The following is a 17,400-nucleotide window of genomic DNA, read 5'->3' as shown; positions in this document are numbered from 1 at the left end:
GGCTGACAAAGTTTTCGCTTTGTCAGCCTTTAATTGATCTGCTAAAGGGCGAAATTTATTCCCCTAAAATACCATGCAGCACATTATCATATACTTCCCTGGATGCCGAAACAGAACCAAAATCCTCAGCATCTACAATTAATTCGCCGGAAGTAACCTTTCCAAGCAAACTAAAATCAATTTCTGAAGTTGCCATCAGTTCAATAAAGGCTTCCTGATTTTCGGGTTTAACCGAAACCACAACCCTACCCTGAGCTTCGCCGAAAAGAAATGCATCCTTACGAAGATCCGAATCAGTTTCAATTGTAAAGCCAAGTCCCTCAGGCATTGATGATTCCAGCAAGGTGATATATAAACCACCATCAGAAACATCATGAACCGATACAACAACTTTCTGCTTAATTAATTCTTTTACCACCTGATGCATGGCATATTCCTTTTCCAGATCGAAATAAGGAGCAGGACAGGAAGTTATATTATGAAAAGATGCCAGATATTGTGATGATGAAATGTCATTTACACTTTCTCCAATAAGATATATCAAATCACTCTCAGATTTAAAATCGGAAGTCATGAATGTATCTATATTATCTAAAACTCCCAGCATTCCAATTGTTGGTGTCGGGAATACCGGACCTTCATCAGAAGACTGGTTATAAAAACTTACATTTCCGCCGGTTACCGGAGTTTCAAATTTGAGACAGGCAGCGCTCATCCCTTTAATAGAACCCACAAACTGCCAGTAAACTTCGGGCACATACGGATTTCCGAAATTCAAACAATTGGTGATAGCCACAGGCTCACCGCCGGCACAAGTTATGTTACGTGCTGCTTCTGCTACCGCGATAGCACATCCCTTTTCCGGATCGGCATATACATATCTTGAATTACAGTCTACTGTAAGTGCAATTGCTTTGTTAGTTCCTTTAATACTAACCACAGCAGCATCACTTGGTTTATTGGTCGTCATGGTTGCTGTTCCAACCATCGAATCATATTGATTGGAAACCCATCTTTTAGATGCGATATTTGGATGTGAAATTAAATGAGCGGCAACTTCTTTTAGATCAGCCGGTTCTTTAACATCATTTATATTAAACTTTAAATTCTCTTTGTAGTATGCCGGTTCACGGTATTCCCTGGTATAGACCGGGGCTCCGCCGCCTAAAACCAAGTCATCTGCAGGAACATCTGCAACCAGTTCGCCATCCATAAAATATTGAAGACGTTTGGTATCGGTCACTTCCCCGATAATAGCACAATTCAAATCCCACTTATCAAAAACCGCTTCAACCTCTGCTTCGCGTCCTTTTTCGACCACAATCAGCATGCGTTCCTGAGATTCTGATAATAGAATTTCGAAAGGTTTCATGTTTTCCTGACGCACAGGAACTTTGTTAAGATCAATGCGCATTCCATGTTCGCCCTTTGCGCTCATTTCAGAATTAGAGCATATGATACCGGCAGCACCCATATCCTGCATACCAATTACAGCACCTGTTTTTATGACCTCCAAAGTAGCTTCAAGTAAAAGTTTTTCCTGAAAAGGATCTCCTACCTGAACTGATGGAAGATCATTCACAGAATCTTCCGTTATATTTTTTGAAGCAAAAGCAGCTCCGTGAATTCCGTCTTTACCAGTTGCTGAGCCCACAATGTAAACCGGGTTGCCAACACCATATGACGTTGCAGAAACGGTTTCCCCAACTTTAACAATCCCTGCCGACATGGCATTAACCAGGGGATTTATATTATAACATTCATCAAAAAACAATTCACCGCCAACAGTTGGAATACCAAATGCATTGCCGTAATCACCAATTCCTTTCACCACCCCTTTTACCAGCCACTTGGTTCTGTCAAGGGTTAGATCGCCAAAACGAAGAGAATTCAGCTGAGCAATTGGACGGGCTCCCATGGTAAAAATATCGCGGTTAATTCCTCCCACCCCAGTGGCTGCTCCCTGGTAAGGTTCTAATGCTGAAGGATGATTATGGGATTCTATTTTAAAAACACAGGCTATATCATCACCAAGATCTACCATTCCTGCATTTTCTTCACCTGCCTTGGCCAGCATACGCGGCCCGTCTTTAGGCAAAGTTTTCAACCAATTGATTGAATTTTTGTAAGAACAATGCTCACTCCACATCACTGAAAAAACAGAGAGTTCTGTAAAATTTGGCGTTCTGCCTAAAATTTCTTTGATACGTTCAAATTCTTCAGGAAGAAGTCCGAGATCTTTAGCAGTTTCGAGTGTAGTTAGTTGCAAATTTTCCAATGTTCAGGGGTTTTTAAAAGAAGCACAAAAGTAGGAAATTATTCATAAATGAATAAGAAGTATTAGAATACCTGCTCTAAACCTGATTAAGGTTTGATAGCGGAGTGTACTTGTTGTAAAGAAATCAATATTTTATGTTAAATCTCAGTCAGCAATACTTCTATTATTATCTTTGAACCTTATGAAATCCGGCAGCTCAGCATATAGCCAATTAATCAAAAGTGAAGCGCAAAAACTTGGGTTTATGTTTTGCGGAATATCTAAAGCTGGATTTCTTGAAGAAGAAGCTCCCAGGCTTGAAAACTGGCTCAATAAAAATTACCAGGGCGAGATGAGTTATATGGAGAATCATTTCGACAAGCGTCTGGATCCCCGTAAACTGGTTGATGGTGCGCAATCTGTAATTTCTCTGGCTCTTAATTATTACAGTGATCAGCAGCAAGCTGATACGGAAGCACCACGAATAAGCAAATATGCTTACGGAATGGACTATCATTTCGTAATTAAAGATAAACTCAAATTGCTGATGGAATTCATCAGGCAAAATATTGGAGAAGTGGATGGACGGGCTTTTGTAGATTCGGCACCGGTTTTAGATAAGGCCTGGGCTAAGCAGGCTGGATTTGGCTGGATCGGGAAAAATGCGAATCTCCTGAACAAACAAAGTGGATCATTTTTCTTTTTGGCTGAGTTAATTGTTGATCTGGAACTGAATTTCGATTTACCCATGGCAAAAGATTATTGCGGAACCTGTACCCGATGTATTGACGCCTGCCCAACTGATGCAATTGTGGAGCCTTACATTGTAGACGGGAGTCGTTGTATTTCGTATTTAACCATCGAATTAAAAAACGAATTGCCCTCAGAATTTAAAGGAAAAACAGATAACTGGATGTTTGGCTGTGATATTTGCCAGGATGTTTGTCCCTGGAATTCATTCTCAGTAGTGAATCAAGAACCTGCCTTTCAACCAAGCGGGCAATTACTGGAGATGAAAAAGCAGGATTGGGAAGAAATCACAGCAGATGTTTTTAATAAACTATTTAAAAATTCTGCAGTTAAACGGACTAAATTCAGCGGACTTAAGCGAAATATAGAATTTATAAAGCCTACTTAAAAAAATAAAACCTGTCAAATATTCACATCAGACAGGTTTTATTGTAAAAACTCAAGAATCAATTTTGCTTTTTGGGCATCATTTTATGATCCATGCCATTTTTCAACTCGATTACCAAAACTTTCACTTCGGTATCACCTGTATTCTCAGTAGCATGAGTAACAGCCGGATTTTCCCTCACAACTCCTGCCTCCATAGCAAGTTCTTCCCGCTTTCCATCTGTACCGATCATGGTCATTTTACCGCCAGAAAGCAGGTAAATAATATGCTTGGGATGAGAATGCATAGCGGCCTTTTCGCCCGGCTTATACGTTGCCTCATAAACTTTAACATCTTCCGTTTCCAGCAATAATTTATGCATTGCAGGCATAATTTTTACAACATCTTGTGCATAGCACCATGCGGAAGAGCCAAGAGTAATGACCAGGATGATCCCCAAAGCCATTAATTGGTTTTTTAAACGCTTCATAATTAACCTCCTTTTTAGATTTTATAATTGATTTATAGAATATTTAACTTCCCCGGAGAATGAAAATAACAGGATGAATTTTAAAGAATTGACAGAATAAAATTGTTCAAAGGGTCGATTTTAATGGACAGCACTTTTTCTGGCAGCAGCAATTTTTGCTCTTAAACGATTAAAAAACATCAAACGATCACGTTGATTTACTTCACTTATCGGAGTAGATTTATGCGCCATATTCTCAAACGTTTGCATCATATACTCATTAAAAGCGTGGTCATAGGTAGTAATAAAATTTATGATGCTATGATTAATATAGGTTATCCGGGTATTTCCAACCTGAATAAGCTGCATATTGTCTCCCATTATTAATTCATTAATAAACATTTTATAAGCCGGTCCGGCAGATGCAGTTTGCTGACCTGCTTTTAATTTAAATCCACACTCTGCTTGTCTTTCAAGATGATTGGCCAGCTCTTCAAAATGATCGAACAGAGCAATTGCGTCGTCATCACTTTTTAACGCTCCAGTTTCCCGATAAAATTCTATTTGATGTAAAGTGCTTGTGATATTTTCAATGCTCCAAATTTCGGTACTTGGGATAGATGCAAACAGATCGCTGATACGTTTACCTAATTCATGAATATGGCTGTAATCATCATTAACCGAAAATTTAGCATGCTTCCAATCTTCATAATCCAGAATAGATTTCATAAAGAAAAAAGATTTGAAAGCAGCAATTTCAGGAATAAGAAAATAGTAAAAGAAAGGTATTTCTTTAGCTATATAATACATATGGTTAGGCTTCACCTTGGCAATAGTTTCCAGGTGAAGAATTATAGTCTCCAGCCAGTTCTCGTAAGTAAAGTCAGATTTGTTAGTGATTTTTCCGTTAAAAAGAAAAGTGTCAGTTTGCAAATGCAACAGCTGATCCATAGAAATTTTATAGTGAGAACAGAGTTTTTGAATCTCTTCAAAGGATAACTGTTTCTCACAGCGAATACGACGGTACGCACTATCATTGCTTAATTGAAGTAATGAGGCAATCTCATCTACCATCGAAAAATGCGGAGGAAGCTTTTCTTTTATCTTTTGAAAGAATAAACTCTGAATCTGTTGAGCCTCCATAAGAGAATTTTACTTTCTGCTTAATCAACCGTAAGTGAAGGAGTTATGGCTTATGAAAATACGATTAAATCGTCATTAATAAAAATTTTCAGGGGCACAGTTATCCGGCAATTCCTTTCCTCTTTAGATATAAATTTATTTAGTAAAAATTGCAATAAACCGGATTTTTTAAACTTAATATCTGCAAATTTCTACCATCTCCACAATGACGTAATGAAATTTTGATTAAAGCTATTTTGGGAAATGTTTTGTGCGATGTATTACGGCAAATAATGCAATCCTTGAAAACAGGCTGGCATAGAGCAATTTTAAAAAGGGATGTTTTAGGCCAATCTTTACATAGCAATTCAAAAACGCAAAGTCATGAAAGCGCTATTTAAATTAACACCTTTGGCAATTTACTTCACTATAATCACTTCCCTTTGTGGAACCCGTATTTGCGAAGCTTCTCTCAGCATAAGAATAACAATCGGTGTTGACAGAACAAACTCTGACCCAAACGATGAAATTAAGATCAGTAGCCACGAAAAATCAAGTAATAATAGTTCTGTTTCCGGAGACAAAAAGGATCAGTATTATTATTACTTAATAGATCACCCGCAAAAAATCGTTTTTGACAATCATCATGATAGTGTACACACCCGCCATGAATGTCTGTTTCAACAGCTTGACTATTCTAAAAAGAAGGCAATTTTTATAAAAGCATTTATACTTATTGCCATTTTCCTGATCCTGATGCTAATATTTATTTGAAATCCTGTTAAAAATTAAGCCTCCCTTTTTTGGGGAGGCTTATGTTAATTATTTACTAAATTTCATTTTTAACTGTTCAAGCATATCGTTATTGATCGGCTTGGCAGGTTCTTTTGGCTGTGTGGCTGGTGCAGTTTGCGGGGTTTCCTTAACCGGAGTTTCCAGCGAAATTTTTGTTTGACGCTCAATTCTTAAAGCTTCTTTTTTACCATTCCAGCGGACCCATATTTTTTCAAGGCATCTTTTGGTATATAGTGGAAAATCTCCCTTCTGCATCCATGAATAATAACTTGGCTCAGATTGAAAAATATCCTCCACACATTTCCCTTTATGTTTTCCAAAATTAATAACCTCTACCCCATCTTCATTATAAACCATACGTCCTGCAAAATCAACAGGCTTGTTCATATTGGTAAATGAATGAAGCGATTCAATATCGTTTTTAACAGGAACAGATTTATTCCCCTTTTTATCTTCAAACTCAACACCATCGTATTTATCCAGCTGAGCCAGCAACACTTCATACGTTGCTTTAATATCTGCTTCAGCGGAGTGCGCATTTTCAATACTTTTACCGCAATAAAATTGATAAGCCGCTTTTAAAGTTCGCTGTTCCATTTGGTGAAAAATATTCTGAACGTCTACAAAATGGCGGTTATCTAAATCGAAATCTACCCTTGCTCTTAAGAACTCTTCCATCAAAACCGGGATATCAAATTTATTTGAATTATATCCCGCTAAGTCGCAATTATCCAGAAAACGGGCTAACTCTTCGGCTACTTCTTTAAATGTTGCGGCATCCTTTATATGCTCATCATAAATTCCGTGAACCATTGATGATTCAATCGGAATAGGCATTCCGGGGTTTATTCGCATCGTTTTAACATCTTCGGTGCCATCCGGCAGTGCTTTTAAAATAGATATTTCTACAATGCGATCCAAAGCCACATTAACGCCGGTTGTTTCAAGATCAAAAAAAGCGAGAGGACGTTTAAGGTTTAATTTCATATAATTAGCTAAAAATGAGAATGCCCAGCAGAATTCCAATGACCATGATCAGGTACATCAAGACTTCTGTAGAAGCAAAACGTTTGTATTTTGTCCAGAAATTGTAATCTGTTTTAGTTTTTGCCATGAGGGTTCAGATTTTCACTGAACGGCCAAAATTACGAATTATAGTTTAGCCCTGAGTTTTTTTCCACTTAATGGTACATCCTACTGCTTTTGTAAAAGACAATCCAGGTTTATTGCCTGCCAGTAAAGCATCGACTGCATTTTGAACATATTCAGATTTGTTTGAACTGGTATTCTCCGTATCATTATCAATAGCGCCAATATATCGAACTATGTTTCCCTTCGATGTTTTTTGCAGCACAAATACATGAGGTGTACGTGAAGCGCCAAAATTACGGGTTACCTTATGGTCCGGATCTGCCAGATATGGAAAGCTATAGTTTTTTGATTTTGCCCTTGCCCTCATTTTATCAAAACTATCACCCGGCTGACTAACAGGGTCATTGGGATTGATGGCTATAACCGGATATCCTTTTGCTTGATAGTTTTTATTCAGTTCATTTATACGATCTTCATATGCATTGGAATACGGACATGTGTTGCATGTAAATACCACAATAAACCCTTTTGCTTCTTTATAATCGGCCATAGATATCATTTTTGAATCTATATTTCTAAGACTGAAATCGCTTACAATATCGCCCACAGCATAGCCTGAGGTTTGCGCCCTGGCAATTAATCCAAATGCCAGAAAACATAAAGTGAGTAATTTTTTCATAACTATTTATTTTAATTCCTGATAAACCTGATTCAGTTCAGCATAGGTAAATTCCTTCTCATAAAGTCTACGGATGTTTTTATTGCGATTAACTATTAAAGTTGCCGGCAAGGCACCAGACCAATTTTTACTTATTTTATCAATATACTCCTGCTGACTTTTTTCATTCAATAAAAAAATCTCATTTTGCAAATTTCTCTTTCTTACAAAAGGTTTTACTGCATTTTCAAGCTTCGATTTAAAATCAACACTCACCATTAAAACTTTTAAAGGCTGATTCTGATAAGTTGACTGCAACTTTTCAAAATTTGGTATTTCTGCAATGCATGGAGCGCACCAGGTTGCCCAAAAATTAACCACATAAACAGTATCATTTCCCTTGTTAAAACGGCTTTCAAGCTGTTCTACTGTAAGGAAATTCACTTTTTGTGCATTGCTAATTGCTGATACAGATGTTATTAAAAGACACGTCAGTATGAAAAATTTCATGATATAAATTTATATGTAAAATTAAGAAGCTGAAACTTAACGGATAAAACTTCCGGCTCTTGAAAAATACTTATAGTACCAGGGATCTTTGAGATCGCTTATAATTACACCTTTACTGGTTGAAACATGAACAAATTTATTATTCCGGAGATAAACTCCTACGTGACTAAATTTTTGTCCTTCAAAATCAAAAAAAACCAGATCCCCTTCCTTAAGATCTTTCTGATATTTTCTTTTTACCTGATCAGCCATATCCCTTGCCGTTCTGGGCAGACTGAAATTAAAAATTTCTTTACTTAACAAGCCGGTAAATCCCGAACAATCTATTCCCTGTTTGCTTGAGCCCGCCAGTTGATGAGGAACACCCATCCAGTTATCAATAAATTTGTAAAGCTTTTCGTTTTTGATATCCTTTTCATCCACATTTAAAACAAGGGCATAACGCTGAATTAAACTGCCGGATAGATTTTTATTTTTAAAAGTAGATGAATCTGAAATAATCTTTTTGCTTTTACAGGAGGTGAATCCTGTAAAAATCAGTAATAAGAAAAGAAATAATTTCTGAGTTTGAGTCATAATGTCCAAGGTCGCGGATAATGCAGTGGAATACAAATCAGGTTTCCCACAAATCAACAATAAAATAAACGTTCAGGTAATTTTAATCAGAACCGTTCTAAACCTATTTTTATTATTTTTGCCGATTAATAAAATTAAAATGTCTAAAACAAAACTTACAGTTAACAGCAACGGATCTCTGCGTGTAGAGGGGGATTTCGAAATAGTAGATAAGAACGGAAACGCATATGACCTGGCCGGAAGAGAACTGGTTTCAATTTGCCGTTGCGGATTGTCTCAAAACAAACCATTTTGCGATGGATCTCACAAAGGTCATTTTGAGCATGAAGCAGTTGCTTTTGCCCTTCCTCCAAAAAAACAGTAGTATTTTTTACGATAGCAGAGGCAAACACGCTTCTGCTTTTTTAGATTTATCCGCTTACTTCCAGCAATCTGCAATTGAACTTCTGGAAATTGCACCTGCCATCGGATTTGCTCCGTTCATATTCAAAACTGTTTTTGTCCAGTTGTAATGATCGTAGTATATATTGCTTTTGTAATTTACTTTCACTTCTTCTCCAATTGCAATGACAGGAATCCGGCTCTCTATTTTTTGGCTTGATTCATCAAAATAAATCACAAAAACTGAGTTATTGGTTTTGCACCAATTAATCAGATCTGAGAAATTTTTCTTTAACCACTCATCCCCTTGCCGTACACTTCCATCATGCATATCATTATTCATGTTCGGACTAATACAAATAACATTTTCAAGCTTATTGTAATCTTTCGGAAAATCAATTAACCTTTTATTAGCAGAAGAAGGAACATTGGAAAAAATGGTTGTTGGATTATGCTTTTCGCGATAAGCTCCGTATGAGCAGATTTCTGAGCCTGTTTCCGGAAGATCTTCGCTATACCAGGCGAATGATTTTTTTTGTTCTGCTAATCTGGTAAACAAATTCGGAATTGAAAAAGGCTGACCTGAAATACATTTATCATCCAATTTGCCATTTCTTGTCCCTGCAAACCACCGTATATATTCAGGATAAGAAGGATTGCCCAGAGCATGTGAATTTGTAAATAAAGTTCCTTCCTTTATCAGCGAATTTATAAACGGTGCGCTGTTAGAACCCACTATTTCTGAGTAAGCTTTATTTTCAAACCAGACGAAAATGATATGATCAGGTGATGGTATAGTATCAGCCAAGTTTTTGCCTTCAGAAAATTCTTCATTGCTGATCCTATTCCCTTCATCTTTATTGCATGAGATAAATGAAATCAGTAAAATCATGCAAAGTATTAATTGATTTCTCATATCAAAAACATTCTTATATGCATTTTATGCAGGTCTAATACAGTATGATAACAATTGAAGTAATCTTATTTTGCACCTTTCAATTTACCCAAAATTGCTTGCCGAATAAAATAAAAAACCATAATAAAATATGAATGTTAGTGATTGTTAATGACCGACACGCAACTGATCCTCCGGTCAGATTTAAAGCATTTATAAATTATATACTTATTATATTGTCAATAAGGTTTTTACCAATAATTTATATTACTACTCTTTCGTTTCATTTTAGGTCCGACCTTAAACAAGGACTGATAAATTAAACTAACTGTGCTTTAAAATTTAAAAGCATTTATACTAAAATGAGCAAGCAGATACATTCAATTGATAGTTTAGAAAATTCAGATTCTTACACTATAGACCCGGGCGGATCTATTTTCAGGAACAAACGTTCTGTTGAGAAAGAAACTTTATACAGGGTTTTTCCCATTAAACTCAATACTGCATCAATCGATGATCCCGGTTATTCCCATTATAAAGTAGAGTCAGATAAATTTATAAAACTGCTTAATGACCCTAATCCTAATATAGAAACCATACTTTCTGTTGGGATCACTGAAAAAGATTCACATCCTTTTATTGAAATTGAGCCCCTTGATGGATTAAATCTCCAGGAATTAACAACTCAACCCTACGATCCTGTTTTAACAATCGATCAGGTTTTAAGAATTGCCGGTCAGTTATCGAGTGCGCTGGCTCATTTACACGATAAGAATATTGTACACGGGCAGGTTATTCTTTCTAATATCAGGCATCATTTAATTTCTAAAAATTATATCCTTGAAGGACTTGGTTTAAGCCTGATATCCGCAGAGAATAATTCTCATTTATCAGAAAATGGTATATCTGCTCAGAAAGATGTTTTTGATGCGGGCCTGATGATCTATCAATTACTGACCGGAAACAACATTTTACCCGAAGATTTAAAACTTGTAAAAAGTTCCGATGCTTTGGGCAGCTTAATTCTACTGTCCAGAAAAGAAAAGTTTCCGATGAATTGGAGTGATGATCAGAAGAAGCAGGAAATGAACATCCCCGAATGGCTTTTTGATTTTACTGCGGCTTGTCTTCAAATTACAAAAGGCAGCGGATTTAAAAGCGGTACCGAAATGCTGCACTATTTAAAGAAATATCATACGATAGATATTCCGGTTGCTGCTTCTGTTGTTGCAGGTGAAAATAGTCAATACAGCAACACCGCTGTTATACCGACACAAATCGCACTTGATGAAAAGGAAAAAGAAATTTCAAAATTAAAAGCGATAATAACCCAGAAAGAAGGCCAGTTAAATGTGTATAAATATCAAAGCGCTGAATTCTCCAAAAAGAAACAAGTCGTACTATCTCCGCCCGTTATTTTTTCACTCTTATTGCTGTTTCTTCTTTTAGCAAGTGTGGCGGTGTACTCTTTATTTTTTACTGAAAAGGAAAACAGAGGTTCTATAGCAACATATACTGATGAAGATTCGCTATCAAAGTCAAATTACAGAGCATCAGCAGCTACGAGTCAATTAGACCCGGATGCATTTGCAGATTCGGTTAACAGGACTCTCAATGAGGGAATTGATAGTATTATTAAAAAATACGAAGACGAAAAACCTAAGGAAACAGAAAAGCCGGTTGATGAACCTGCAACTAAAACCTCCCAAACAAAAAAAGAATCCCCGGTTAAAAGGCAGTACAAATCAAAATCCGCTGTTAAACCCACTGTAAAGGAGACTATCTCTGAGCCTAAAAAAGAGGAGATTCAACCAAGCAATAAATATACGGTCGTGGTTCCTAAGGCTTATTTTTATGATGAGCCTGATGTTCGTACCAGAAGGCCGTTATATTTATCGGCAGATACCGGAAGTTCTAATCTGATCGCCTCCCAGGATACGAACGGATTTATTTATGTAGTTTTTTTCAACACTGAGGGAGAAGTGACCAAAGGATGGCTTCGTAAACAGGATTTAAGAGTTGCATATTAAGAACATTGGTATTAATAATCTTCCTCCAGAATTTTTATCTCCAACAAAAGGGTACTTCCTAAACAACTGATTATTAATACAATAAATACCATTTTATTGTCAAACAATTTTAAAATTGGTAACTTATAGTAAGCAAAATTTAAGATAATGAAAAAGTTAATAGTATTAATCAGCATCCTATTGTTGGGAATTTCCGGCGGCTTTTCGCAAACAGTTGACTATAAAGTAGTATTTGATCTCACGAGTAAAGATTCAAGCGCTCATCAAATGATTATTCGCTGGCTTAAAGGAATTTCAAAATCAGATCCCAAAGCACAGATGGAAGTAGTCTTTTATGGGAAATCCTTAGACATGATTACGAAACAACGGTCTACAGTTGCTGCCGACGTTGCAGAATTATCCAAAAACCCCAATATTAAATTCAAGGTTTGCGCTGTAGCAATGAAAAATCAAAATGTTGAAGAAACTCAGTTATTGTCCGGCGTTCAAATTGTACCGGATGGTATTTATGAAATCATCAGCAAACAAAAAGAAGGATGGGGTTACATTAAAGCCACACAGTAACACTTTTTTAATTTTTTAAGATCCGCTGAATTTCGTCCAGTTTCATTAAAGCTTCTACCGGGGTTAATGTATTTACATCCAAGTTATTCAGCATGTCGCGTATTTTTACCAGAACAGGATCGTCAATAGAAAACATCTGCAGTTGATATGCCTGAGCCTGAACTTTTTTAATACTGTCTTTTATATTTTCACCGCCGGTTCGTTCCTGTTCCAGACGTTTTAAAATTTCATTAGCTCTGCCAACCAGTTTAGCGGGCATCCCGGCCATTTTTGCTACATGAATTCCAAAGCTATGTTCGCTTCCTCCGGGAACCAGTTTTCTCAGAAATATCACCCTGTTACCAACTTCCTTAACAGAAACATTAAAATTTTTGATCCGGCTAAATGAGTTGGTCAGTTCATTTAATTCATGATAATGCGTAGCAAATAAGGTTTTCGCTTTCGCGGAAGGATGATTATGAAGGTATTCTGCAATAGACCAGGCAATAGAGATACCATCGTATGTACTGGTTCCCCTGCCAATTTCATCCATCAGGATTAAGCTTTTATCCGAAAGATTATTTAAAATACTGGCGGTTTCATTCATCTCCACCATAAAGGTTGATTCTCCTGAAGTAAGATTATCTGAAGCGCCAACACGGGTAAAAATTTTATCAACCAGGCCAATAGTGGCTTCTTTTGCGGGAACAAAACATCCCATTTGAGCCATAAGCACAATTAAACCGGTCTGACGAAGTAAGGCTGATTTACCGGCCATATTCGGTCCCGTTATTATAATAATCTGCTGACTTTCGCTATCCAGAAAAACATCATTGCAAATATATTCTTCGCCTTGCGGTAAGGTTTTTTCAATTACCGGATGCCGGCCACCCTTAATATCAATAATGCTGCCTTCATTAATCTGAGGCTTAACGTAATAATTTTTAATAGCCAGCGTGGCGAAATTGAGTAATACATCGAGCTTTGCAACCATTTGAGCATTCAGCTGAATGGGTTTTATAAACTCGCTTAACGCAAAAACAAGTTCATTGTATAAACGGGTTTCAAGTGTGAGTATCTTTTCTTCTGCACCTAAAATTTGTTCTTCATATTCCTTTAGTTCGGGTGTAATGTACCGCTCGGCATTTACCAGTGTTTGCTTGCGAAGCCAGTCTGCAGGAACTTTATCTTTATGAGTATGAGTTACTTCCAGATAATAGCCAAACACATTGTTAAATGCAATTTTAAGAGATGGTATGCCGGTTAGCTCCGCCTCACGTTTTTGCATTTCCAGCAAATAACCTTTTCCGCCAAAGGCTATTTTACGTAATCTGTCCAGCTCATCATCAATCCCTTCAGCAATTACTCCTCCTTTAATAATTAAAACAGGCGGATCAGGCTGAAGATATTTTTCAATCTTATCACGAATAATCAGACAGTGATTAATCTGTTCGGCAATTAAATTGAGAGATTGATTATCCGTTTTTTCGCAAATTGCTTTAATGGCCGAAGCAGCATGCAAGGCTCTCTTTAATTGAACCACTTCCCTTGGATTGGCTTTTAAAAGTCCGATTTTAGATATTAATCTTTCCAAATCGCCGATTTGCTTAATCTCATGAATCAGGCTTTCGCGGATAGGTTCATTATTGATTAAGAATTCAACCACGTCTAAACGTTCGGAAATTGGCTTTTTCTCCTTTAAAGGCATTATAATCCATCTGCGAATCAGCCTCGCTCCCATCGGAGAACAGGTTTGATCCAAAACATCAACCAGAGAAACTCCGTTTTCATTGGCCGAGCCAATCAATTCCAGGTTTCTGATGGTAAAGCGGTCGAGCCACATAAAGCGATCTTCCTCAATTCTGGATATGGAGGAAATGTGCTGCAGATTGCGGTGTTCAGTTTCGTTTAAATAGTGCAAAGCCACACCCGCCGCGATTACCGCCAGATTTAAACGGTCAATACCAAACCCTTTCAACGATTTTACATCAAAATGCTTTAGGATTGTTTCCTGTGCATAATCTCCGCTAAAAATCCATTCATCCAGTTCGTAGGTATAATATCTATCGCCAAAAAGCTCTATAAAATCACGGCGCCGGCTTTTCTGAAATATCACTTCGCTGGGCTTAAAGCTCTGCAAAAGTTTATCCAGATAATCCGCATTACCCTGTGCCACCAAAAATTCACCTGTAGAAATATCTAAAAAAGAGATCCCCATCGTATTTTTATCGAAATAAACAGATGCGAGATAGTTATTCGTTTTCTGTTGAAGAATGTTATCGCTGTAAGAAACACCGGGCGTTATTAATTCGGTAACACCCCGCTTTACAATAGTTTTGGTGGTTTTCGGATCTTCAAGCTGATCGCAGATGGCTACCCGCTGACCCGCACGAACGAGTTTTGGCAGATAAGTTTCTAATGAATGATGCGGGAAACCTGCCAATTCAATTGGAGCACCGTTATTACTGCCTCTCTTTGTTAGCACGATACCCAATATTCCGGCGGCCTTTACAGCGTCTGTACCAAATGTCTCGTAAAAATCTCCCACACGAAATAACAATAAAGCACCAGGATATTTGGCCTTTATAGTATTATACTGTTGCATTAGGGGTGTTTCTTTCTGATCGCTCTTTGCCAAAATTCATTTATTGATTCGGGTAAAGTTAATCGATTGAAAGTTTTTTGCTACAGGTGTGGAAAAATGCTTCCTGAAATTCCATTATAAATCCATCCGGAAAGCATAAATGTTAAAAAATGTAAAATAATTTTTATACTACGAAACTATTCGTATAATTGTATACGAAATAATTCGTACTTACAATTATATGAATATTAAACCTACCAATAGCGAACTCGAAATACTGCAAATTTTGTGGAAAAAGGGAGATTGTACCGTAAGGGAAGTGAATGAAGAGCTTTCAAAAGACCGTGAAGTTGAGGTAGGCTACACCACAACTTTAAAATTAATGCAGATTATGTCTGAAAAAGGTTTGGTAGAACGGGATACCAATAACCGTACTCATATATATAAATCATTGGTATCCAGAGAAAACACCAGCCAGGGAATAGTGCAAACGATGATTGATACGGTATTCAACGGTTCTTCGGCACAATTGGTAATGCAGGCTTTAAGCAGTAAAAAATCGTCCAAAGAGGAAATTAATATGATCAAAAAATATTTGGATCAATTAGAAAATCAATAAATGATGAATTCTCAGATTCTATTTTATGCTATCAGCCAGGCAATGATTTTATCATTGGGACAGGGATTTTTAAATCTCCTGCTTCTAAAAATTATTACTAAAGCTGCGCCGGGAATTCCTGCATTTATACGGTACCGACTATTTTATGGATCATTGTCATTGATTTTTATCAGTTTTCTGATGGCTGTTTTTCAAATATATTCAGCTGCTAATTTCAGAACTGAACATCTTCAAATATTTACGGGACCGACTGATGTAAGGTATTCGGCATCAGAAACAACTATTTTAAATTGGCTTAAAATAAATTCAGGCTGGATTGCTGGAATATATTTAACAGGAGTTTGCATTCAGTCGCTAATTTTGATTTCAGGACTTTTTAAAATTAAAGCAATTAAAAACCAGCAGAAATCAGATTTAAATGTCCACTGGGATCAACGCTTGGAAAAATTAAGTTCGCGTTTAAAAATAAGCAATAATGTATCTCTTTATTTCAGCAATAAAATCTTGGTCCCGCTAACTGCGGGCTTTATAAAACCCATTATTCTATTTCCGTTGGCGATGATCAACAAACTGAATACAGAGCAGGTTGAAGCAATACTTTTGCATGAACTGGCTCATATTAAAAGGAACGACTATGTATGGAATATTTTTCAGCGCATAATGGAAATCGTCTTGTTTTTCAATCCTTCCGTTTGGTTGATCTCCAAAGAAATAAGAATTGTGAGGGAATTTTGCTGCGATGATCTGGCTGTGAAATACAGCAGCAATGCTAATCTGTACGCCAGCGCTCTGGTACTTCTTGAAGAAAATAAATACAGTCAGCTGCAACTGGCTCATTCAGCCTCCGGATCCGGAAAATATCCACTTTTAAATCGTATAAAAAGAATCACAATTATGAAACCATTAAACAATAATCCCAAACTACAGCTGCTGACACTAATCAGTATTCTGGGTATCAGTCTTTCATTAGCATGGGCACTCCCAACTGATACAGTTAAAACAAAAATAGAGAATAAACAAACAGACAAAATACCTTTACCGCCTGCTCCACCGGCACTTACTGCTCTAAAACTTGAGGCTCCTGCCCCACCTGTTCCTCCTGTAAATGAAATTATGAATGCGCCGCATCACCCTATTCTAACGGCACCTCCGGCTATGCCTTCATCGGTAAATATATATCCACCGGAAGCAATTGATACCATTCCGGGTGATAAGAATTTCGACAATCCCGAATGGAAAAAGCAAATGGAGCAGATGAAAATCGAAACTGAAAAGATGAAGAAGCAGTTCGATAGTCCGGAGTGGAAGAAACAGATGGAGCAGATGAAAATCGAAACTGAAAAGATGAAAAAGCAGTTCGAAAGTCCGGAGTGGAAAAAACAGATGGAACAGATGAAAATTGACGCTGAAAAAATGAAAAAACAGTTCGATAGTCCGGAGTGGAAAAAACAGATGGAACAGATGAAAATTGATGCTGAAAAAATGAAAAAACAGTTCGATAGTCCGGAGTGGAAAAAACAGATGGAACAAATGAAAATCGATACTGAAAAGATGAAAAAGCAGTTCGATAGTCCGGAGTGGAAAAAACAAATGGAAGAATTGAAAACCGAAGCTGAAAACTTAAAAAAGGAATTTAATAACTCCGGGAAAAAGAAAGAATTAGAATAATTTAGATATATCCGGGAAAATTTTAAATACCAGATATTTTCATATCCTGAGGCCCTGAAAAAATCAGGGCCTTTTTTATCTTTA

At 37.0% G+C, this 17,400-nt stretch carries 17 protein-coding genes; 7 read left to right on the top strand and 10 right to left on the bottom strand.

The window, feature by feature from the left end:
* Window positions 1-55: 55 nt before the first annotated feature.
* Window positions 56-2,278 (bottom strand): phosphoribosylformylglycinamidine synthase subunit PurL, encoded by a 2,223-nt coding sequence (gene purL, locus G521_RS0108215; protein WP_026898110.1) that lies wholly within the window; start codon window positions 2,276-2,278, stop codon window positions 56-58.
* A gap of 181 nt (window positions 2,279-2,459) precedes the next feature.
* Here purL and queG point away from each other — a divergent pair, with 181 nt between their 5' ends.
* Window positions 2,460-3,395, top strand: a complete 936-nt coding sequence (gene queG / locus G521_RS0108210; RefSeq protein WP_026898109.1) for a tRNA epoxyqueuosine(34) reductase QueG — start codon at window positions 2,460-2,462, stop codon at window positions 3,393-3,395.
* Between the two features lie 58 nt (window positions 3,396-3,453).
* Here queG and G521_RS0108205 read toward each other — a convergent pair whose 3' ends face one another.
* Together G521_RS0108205 and G521_RS0108200 are read right to left on the bottom strand one after the other, a co-directional pair.
* Window positions 3,454-3,864, bottom strand: coding sequence for a cupin domain-containing protein (locus G521_RS0108205; RefSeq protein ID WP_026898108.1), 411 nt, complete (start codon window positions 3,862-3,864; stop codon window positions 3,454-3,456).
* Between the two features lie 120 nt (window positions 3,865-3,984).
* Complete coding sequence (locus G521_RS0108200) at window positions 3,985-4,986, bottom strand: hypothetical protein (RefSeq protein ID WP_026898107.1); 1,002 nt, start codon at window positions 4,984-4,986, stop codon at window positions 3,985-3,987.
* 363 nt (window positions 4,987-5,349) lie between these two features.
* Here G521_RS0108200 and G521_RS0108190 point away from each other — a divergent pair, with 363 nt between their 5' ends.
* Window positions 5,350-5,739 (top strand): hypothetical protein, encoded by a 390-nt coding sequence (locus G521_RS0108190; RefSeq protein ID WP_026898105.1) that lies wholly within the window; start codon window positions 5,350-5,352, stop codon window positions 5,737-5,739.
* A 48-nt stretch (window positions 5,740-5,787) separates the two neighbouring features.
* On the opposite strand, the gene G521_RS0108185 is transcribed toward G521_RS0108190, so the two are convergent.
* From G521_RS0108185 to G521_RS0108165, 5 genes are read right to left on the bottom strand one after another with little or no spacing between them, the layout of a single operon-like run.
* A complete protein-coding gene (locus G521_RS0108185) occupies window positions 5,788-6,747 on the bottom strand; it encodes a 3'-5' exonuclease (protein ID WP_026898104.1) in 960 nt (319 codons plus the stop codon).
* A 4-nt stretch (window positions 6,748-6,751) separates the two neighbouring features.
* A complete protein-coding gene (locus tag G521_RS18420; RefSeq protein ID WP_262496278.1) occupies window positions 6,752-6,874 on the bottom strand; it encodes a hypothetical protein in 123 nt (40 codons plus the stop codon).
* Between the two features lie 45 nt (window positions 6,875-6,919).
* Window positions 6,920-7,531 (bottom strand): thioredoxin family protein, encoded by a 612-nt coding sequence (locus G521_RS0108175; protein WP_026898103.1) that lies wholly within the window; start codon window positions 7,529-7,531, stop codon window positions 6,920-6,922.
* A 6-nt stretch (window positions 7,532-7,537) separates the two neighbouring features.
* Window positions 7,538-8,020: a TlpA family protein disulfide reductase gene (locus G521_RS0108170; protein ID WP_026898102.1), complete on the bottom strand. Its 483-nt coding sequence runs from the start codon at window positions 8,018-8,020 to the stop codon at window positions 7,538-7,540.
* 36 nt (window positions 8,021-8,056) lie between these two features.
* Entirely contained in the window at window positions 8,057-8,596 is a 540-nt protein-coding gene (locus G521_RS0108165; RefSeq protein WP_026898101.1) for a C40 family peptidase, read from the bottom strand.
* 139 nt (window positions 8,597-8,735) lie between these two features.
* Here G521_RS0108165 and G521_RS0108160 point away from each other — a divergent pair, with 139 nt between their 5' ends.
* Entirely contained in the window at window positions 8,736-8,960 is a 225-nt protein-coding gene (locus G521_RS0108160; RefSeq protein WP_026898100.1) for a CDGSH iron-sulfur domain-containing protein, read from the top strand.
* 54 nt (window positions 8,961-9,014) lie between these two features.
* On the opposite strand, the gene G521_RS16775 is transcribed toward G521_RS0108160, so the two are convergent.
* Complete coding sequence (locus G521_RS16775) at window positions 9,015-9,893, bottom strand: alkaline phosphatase family protein (protein WP_081675037.1); 879 nt, start codon at window positions 9,891-9,893, stop codon at window positions 9,015-9,017.
* 341 nt (window positions 9,894-10,234) lie between these two features.
* Between G521_RS16775 and G521_RS0108150 the strand changes: the two genes are divergently transcribed.
* A complete protein-coding gene (locus G521_RS0108150; RefSeq protein ID WP_026898099.1) occupies window positions 10,235-11,902 on the top strand; it encodes a protein kinase family protein in 1,668 nt (555 codons plus the stop codon).
* Between the two features lie 147 nt (window positions 11,903-12,049).
* The gene (locus G521_RS0108140) at window positions 12,050-12,466 is read left to right on the top strand and encodes a DsrE family protein (RefSeq protein WP_026898098.1); all 417 of its coding nucleotides are present in this window, start codon (window positions 12,050-12,052) and stop codon (window positions 12,464-12,466) included.
* Window positions 12,467-12,473: 7 nt separating this feature from the next.
* On the opposite strand, the gene mutS is transcribed toward G521_RS0108140, so the two are convergent.
* The gene (gene mutS / locus G521_RS0108135; RefSeq protein ID WP_185095047.1) at window positions 12,474-15,050 is read right to left on the bottom strand and encodes a DNA mismatch repair protein MutS; all 2,577 of its coding nucleotides are present in this window, start codon (window positions 15,048-15,050) and stop codon (window positions 12,474-12,476) included.
* Between the two features lie 220 nt (window positions 15,051-15,270).
* On the opposite strand from mutS, the gene G521_RS0108130 reads away from it, so the two are divergent.
* Window positions 15,271-15,648: a BlaI/MecI/CopY family transcriptional regulator gene (locus G521_RS0108130; RefSeq protein WP_036678744.1), complete on the top strand. Its 378-nt coding sequence runs from the start codon at window positions 15,271-15,273 to the stop codon at window positions 15,646-15,648.
* Window positions 15,649-17,316 carry a M56 family metallopeptidase gene (locus tag G521_RS0108125; RefSeq protein WP_026898095.1) on the top strand — a complete coding sequence of 556 codons (1,668 nt, stop codon included), beginning with the start codon at window positions 15,649-15,651 and terminating at the stop codon, window positions 17,314-17,316.
* Window positions 17,317-17,400: the final 84 nt, after the last annotated feature.

Origin of the sequence: Daejeonella oryzae DSM 19973 (genome assembly GCF_000422945.1) — a bacterium.
In the GTDB taxonomy this organism is placed as follows: Bacteria; Bacteroidota; Bacteroidia; order Sphingobacteriales; family Sphingobacteriaceae; genus Daejeonella; species Daejeonella oryzae.
The sequence above is the reverse complement of the archived record's forward strand: the minus strand, read 5'-3'. Positions and strand labels throughout refer to the sequence as shown.

Bases quoted from the DNA above. Each gene is read 5' to 3' on its own strand.
- G521_RS0108140 (WP_026898098.1), top strand. From the start codon at position 12,050: ATGAAAAAGTTAATAGTATTAATCAGCATCCTATTGTTGGGAATTTCC.
- G521_RS0108125 (WP_026898095.1), top strand. From the start codon at position 15,649: ATGATGAATTCTCAGATTCTATTTTATGCTATCAGCCAGGCAATGATT.
- queG (WP_026898109.1), top strand. From the start codon at position 2,460: ATGAAATCCGGCAGCTCAGCATATAGCCAATTAATCAAAAGTGAAGCG.
- G521_RS0108205 (WP_026898108.1), bottom strand. From the start codon at position 3,864: ATGAAGCGTTTAAAAAACCAATTAATGGCTTTGGGGATCATCCTGGTC.
- G521_RS0108165 (WP_026898101.1), bottom strand. From the start codon at position 8,596: ATGACTCAAACTCAGAAATTATTTCTTTTCTTATTACTGATTTTTACA.
- G521_RS0108130 (WP_036678744.1), top strand. From the start codon at position 15,271: ATGAATATTAAACCTACCAATAGCGAACTCGAAATACTGCAAATTTTG.
- G521_RS0108170 (WP_026898102.1), bottom strand. From the start codon at position 8,020: ATGAAATTTTTCATACTGACGTGTCTTTTAATAACATCTGTATCAGCA.
- G521_RS0108190 (WP_026898105.1), top strand. From the start codon at position 5,350: ATGAAAGCGCTATTTAAATTAACACCTTTGGCAATTTACTTCACTATA.
- G521_RS18420 (WP_262496278.1), bottom strand. From the start codon at position 6,874: ATGGCAAAAACTAAAACAGATTACAATTTCTGGACAAAATACAAACGT.
- G521_RS0108175 (WP_026898103.1), bottom strand. From the start codon at position 7,531: ATGAAAAAATTACTCACTTTATGTTTTCTGGCATTTGGATTAATTGCC.
- G521_RS0108160 (WP_026898100.1), top strand. From the start codon at position 8,736: ATGTCTAAAACAAAACTTACAGTTAACAGCAACGGATCTCTGCGTGTA.
- G521_RS16775 (WP_081675037.1), bottom strand. From the start codon at position 9,893: ATGAGAAATCAATTAATACTTTGCATGATTTTACTGATTTCATTTATC.
- G521_RS0108185 (WP_026898104.1), bottom strand. From the start codon at position 6,747: ATGAAATTAAACCTTAAACGTCCTCTCGCTTTTTTTGATCTTGAAACA.
- mutS (WP_185095047.1), bottom strand. From the start codon at position 15,050: ATGCAACAGTATAATACTATAAAGGCCAAATATCCTGGTGCTTTATTG.
- G521_RS0108200 (WP_026898107.1), bottom strand. From the start codon at position 4,986: ATGGAGGCTCAACAGATTCAGAGTTTATTCTTTCAAAAGATAAAAGAA.
- G521_RS0108150 (WP_026898099.1), top strand. From the start codon at position 10,235: ATGAGCAAGCAGATACATTCAATTGATAGTTTAGAAAATTCAGATTCT.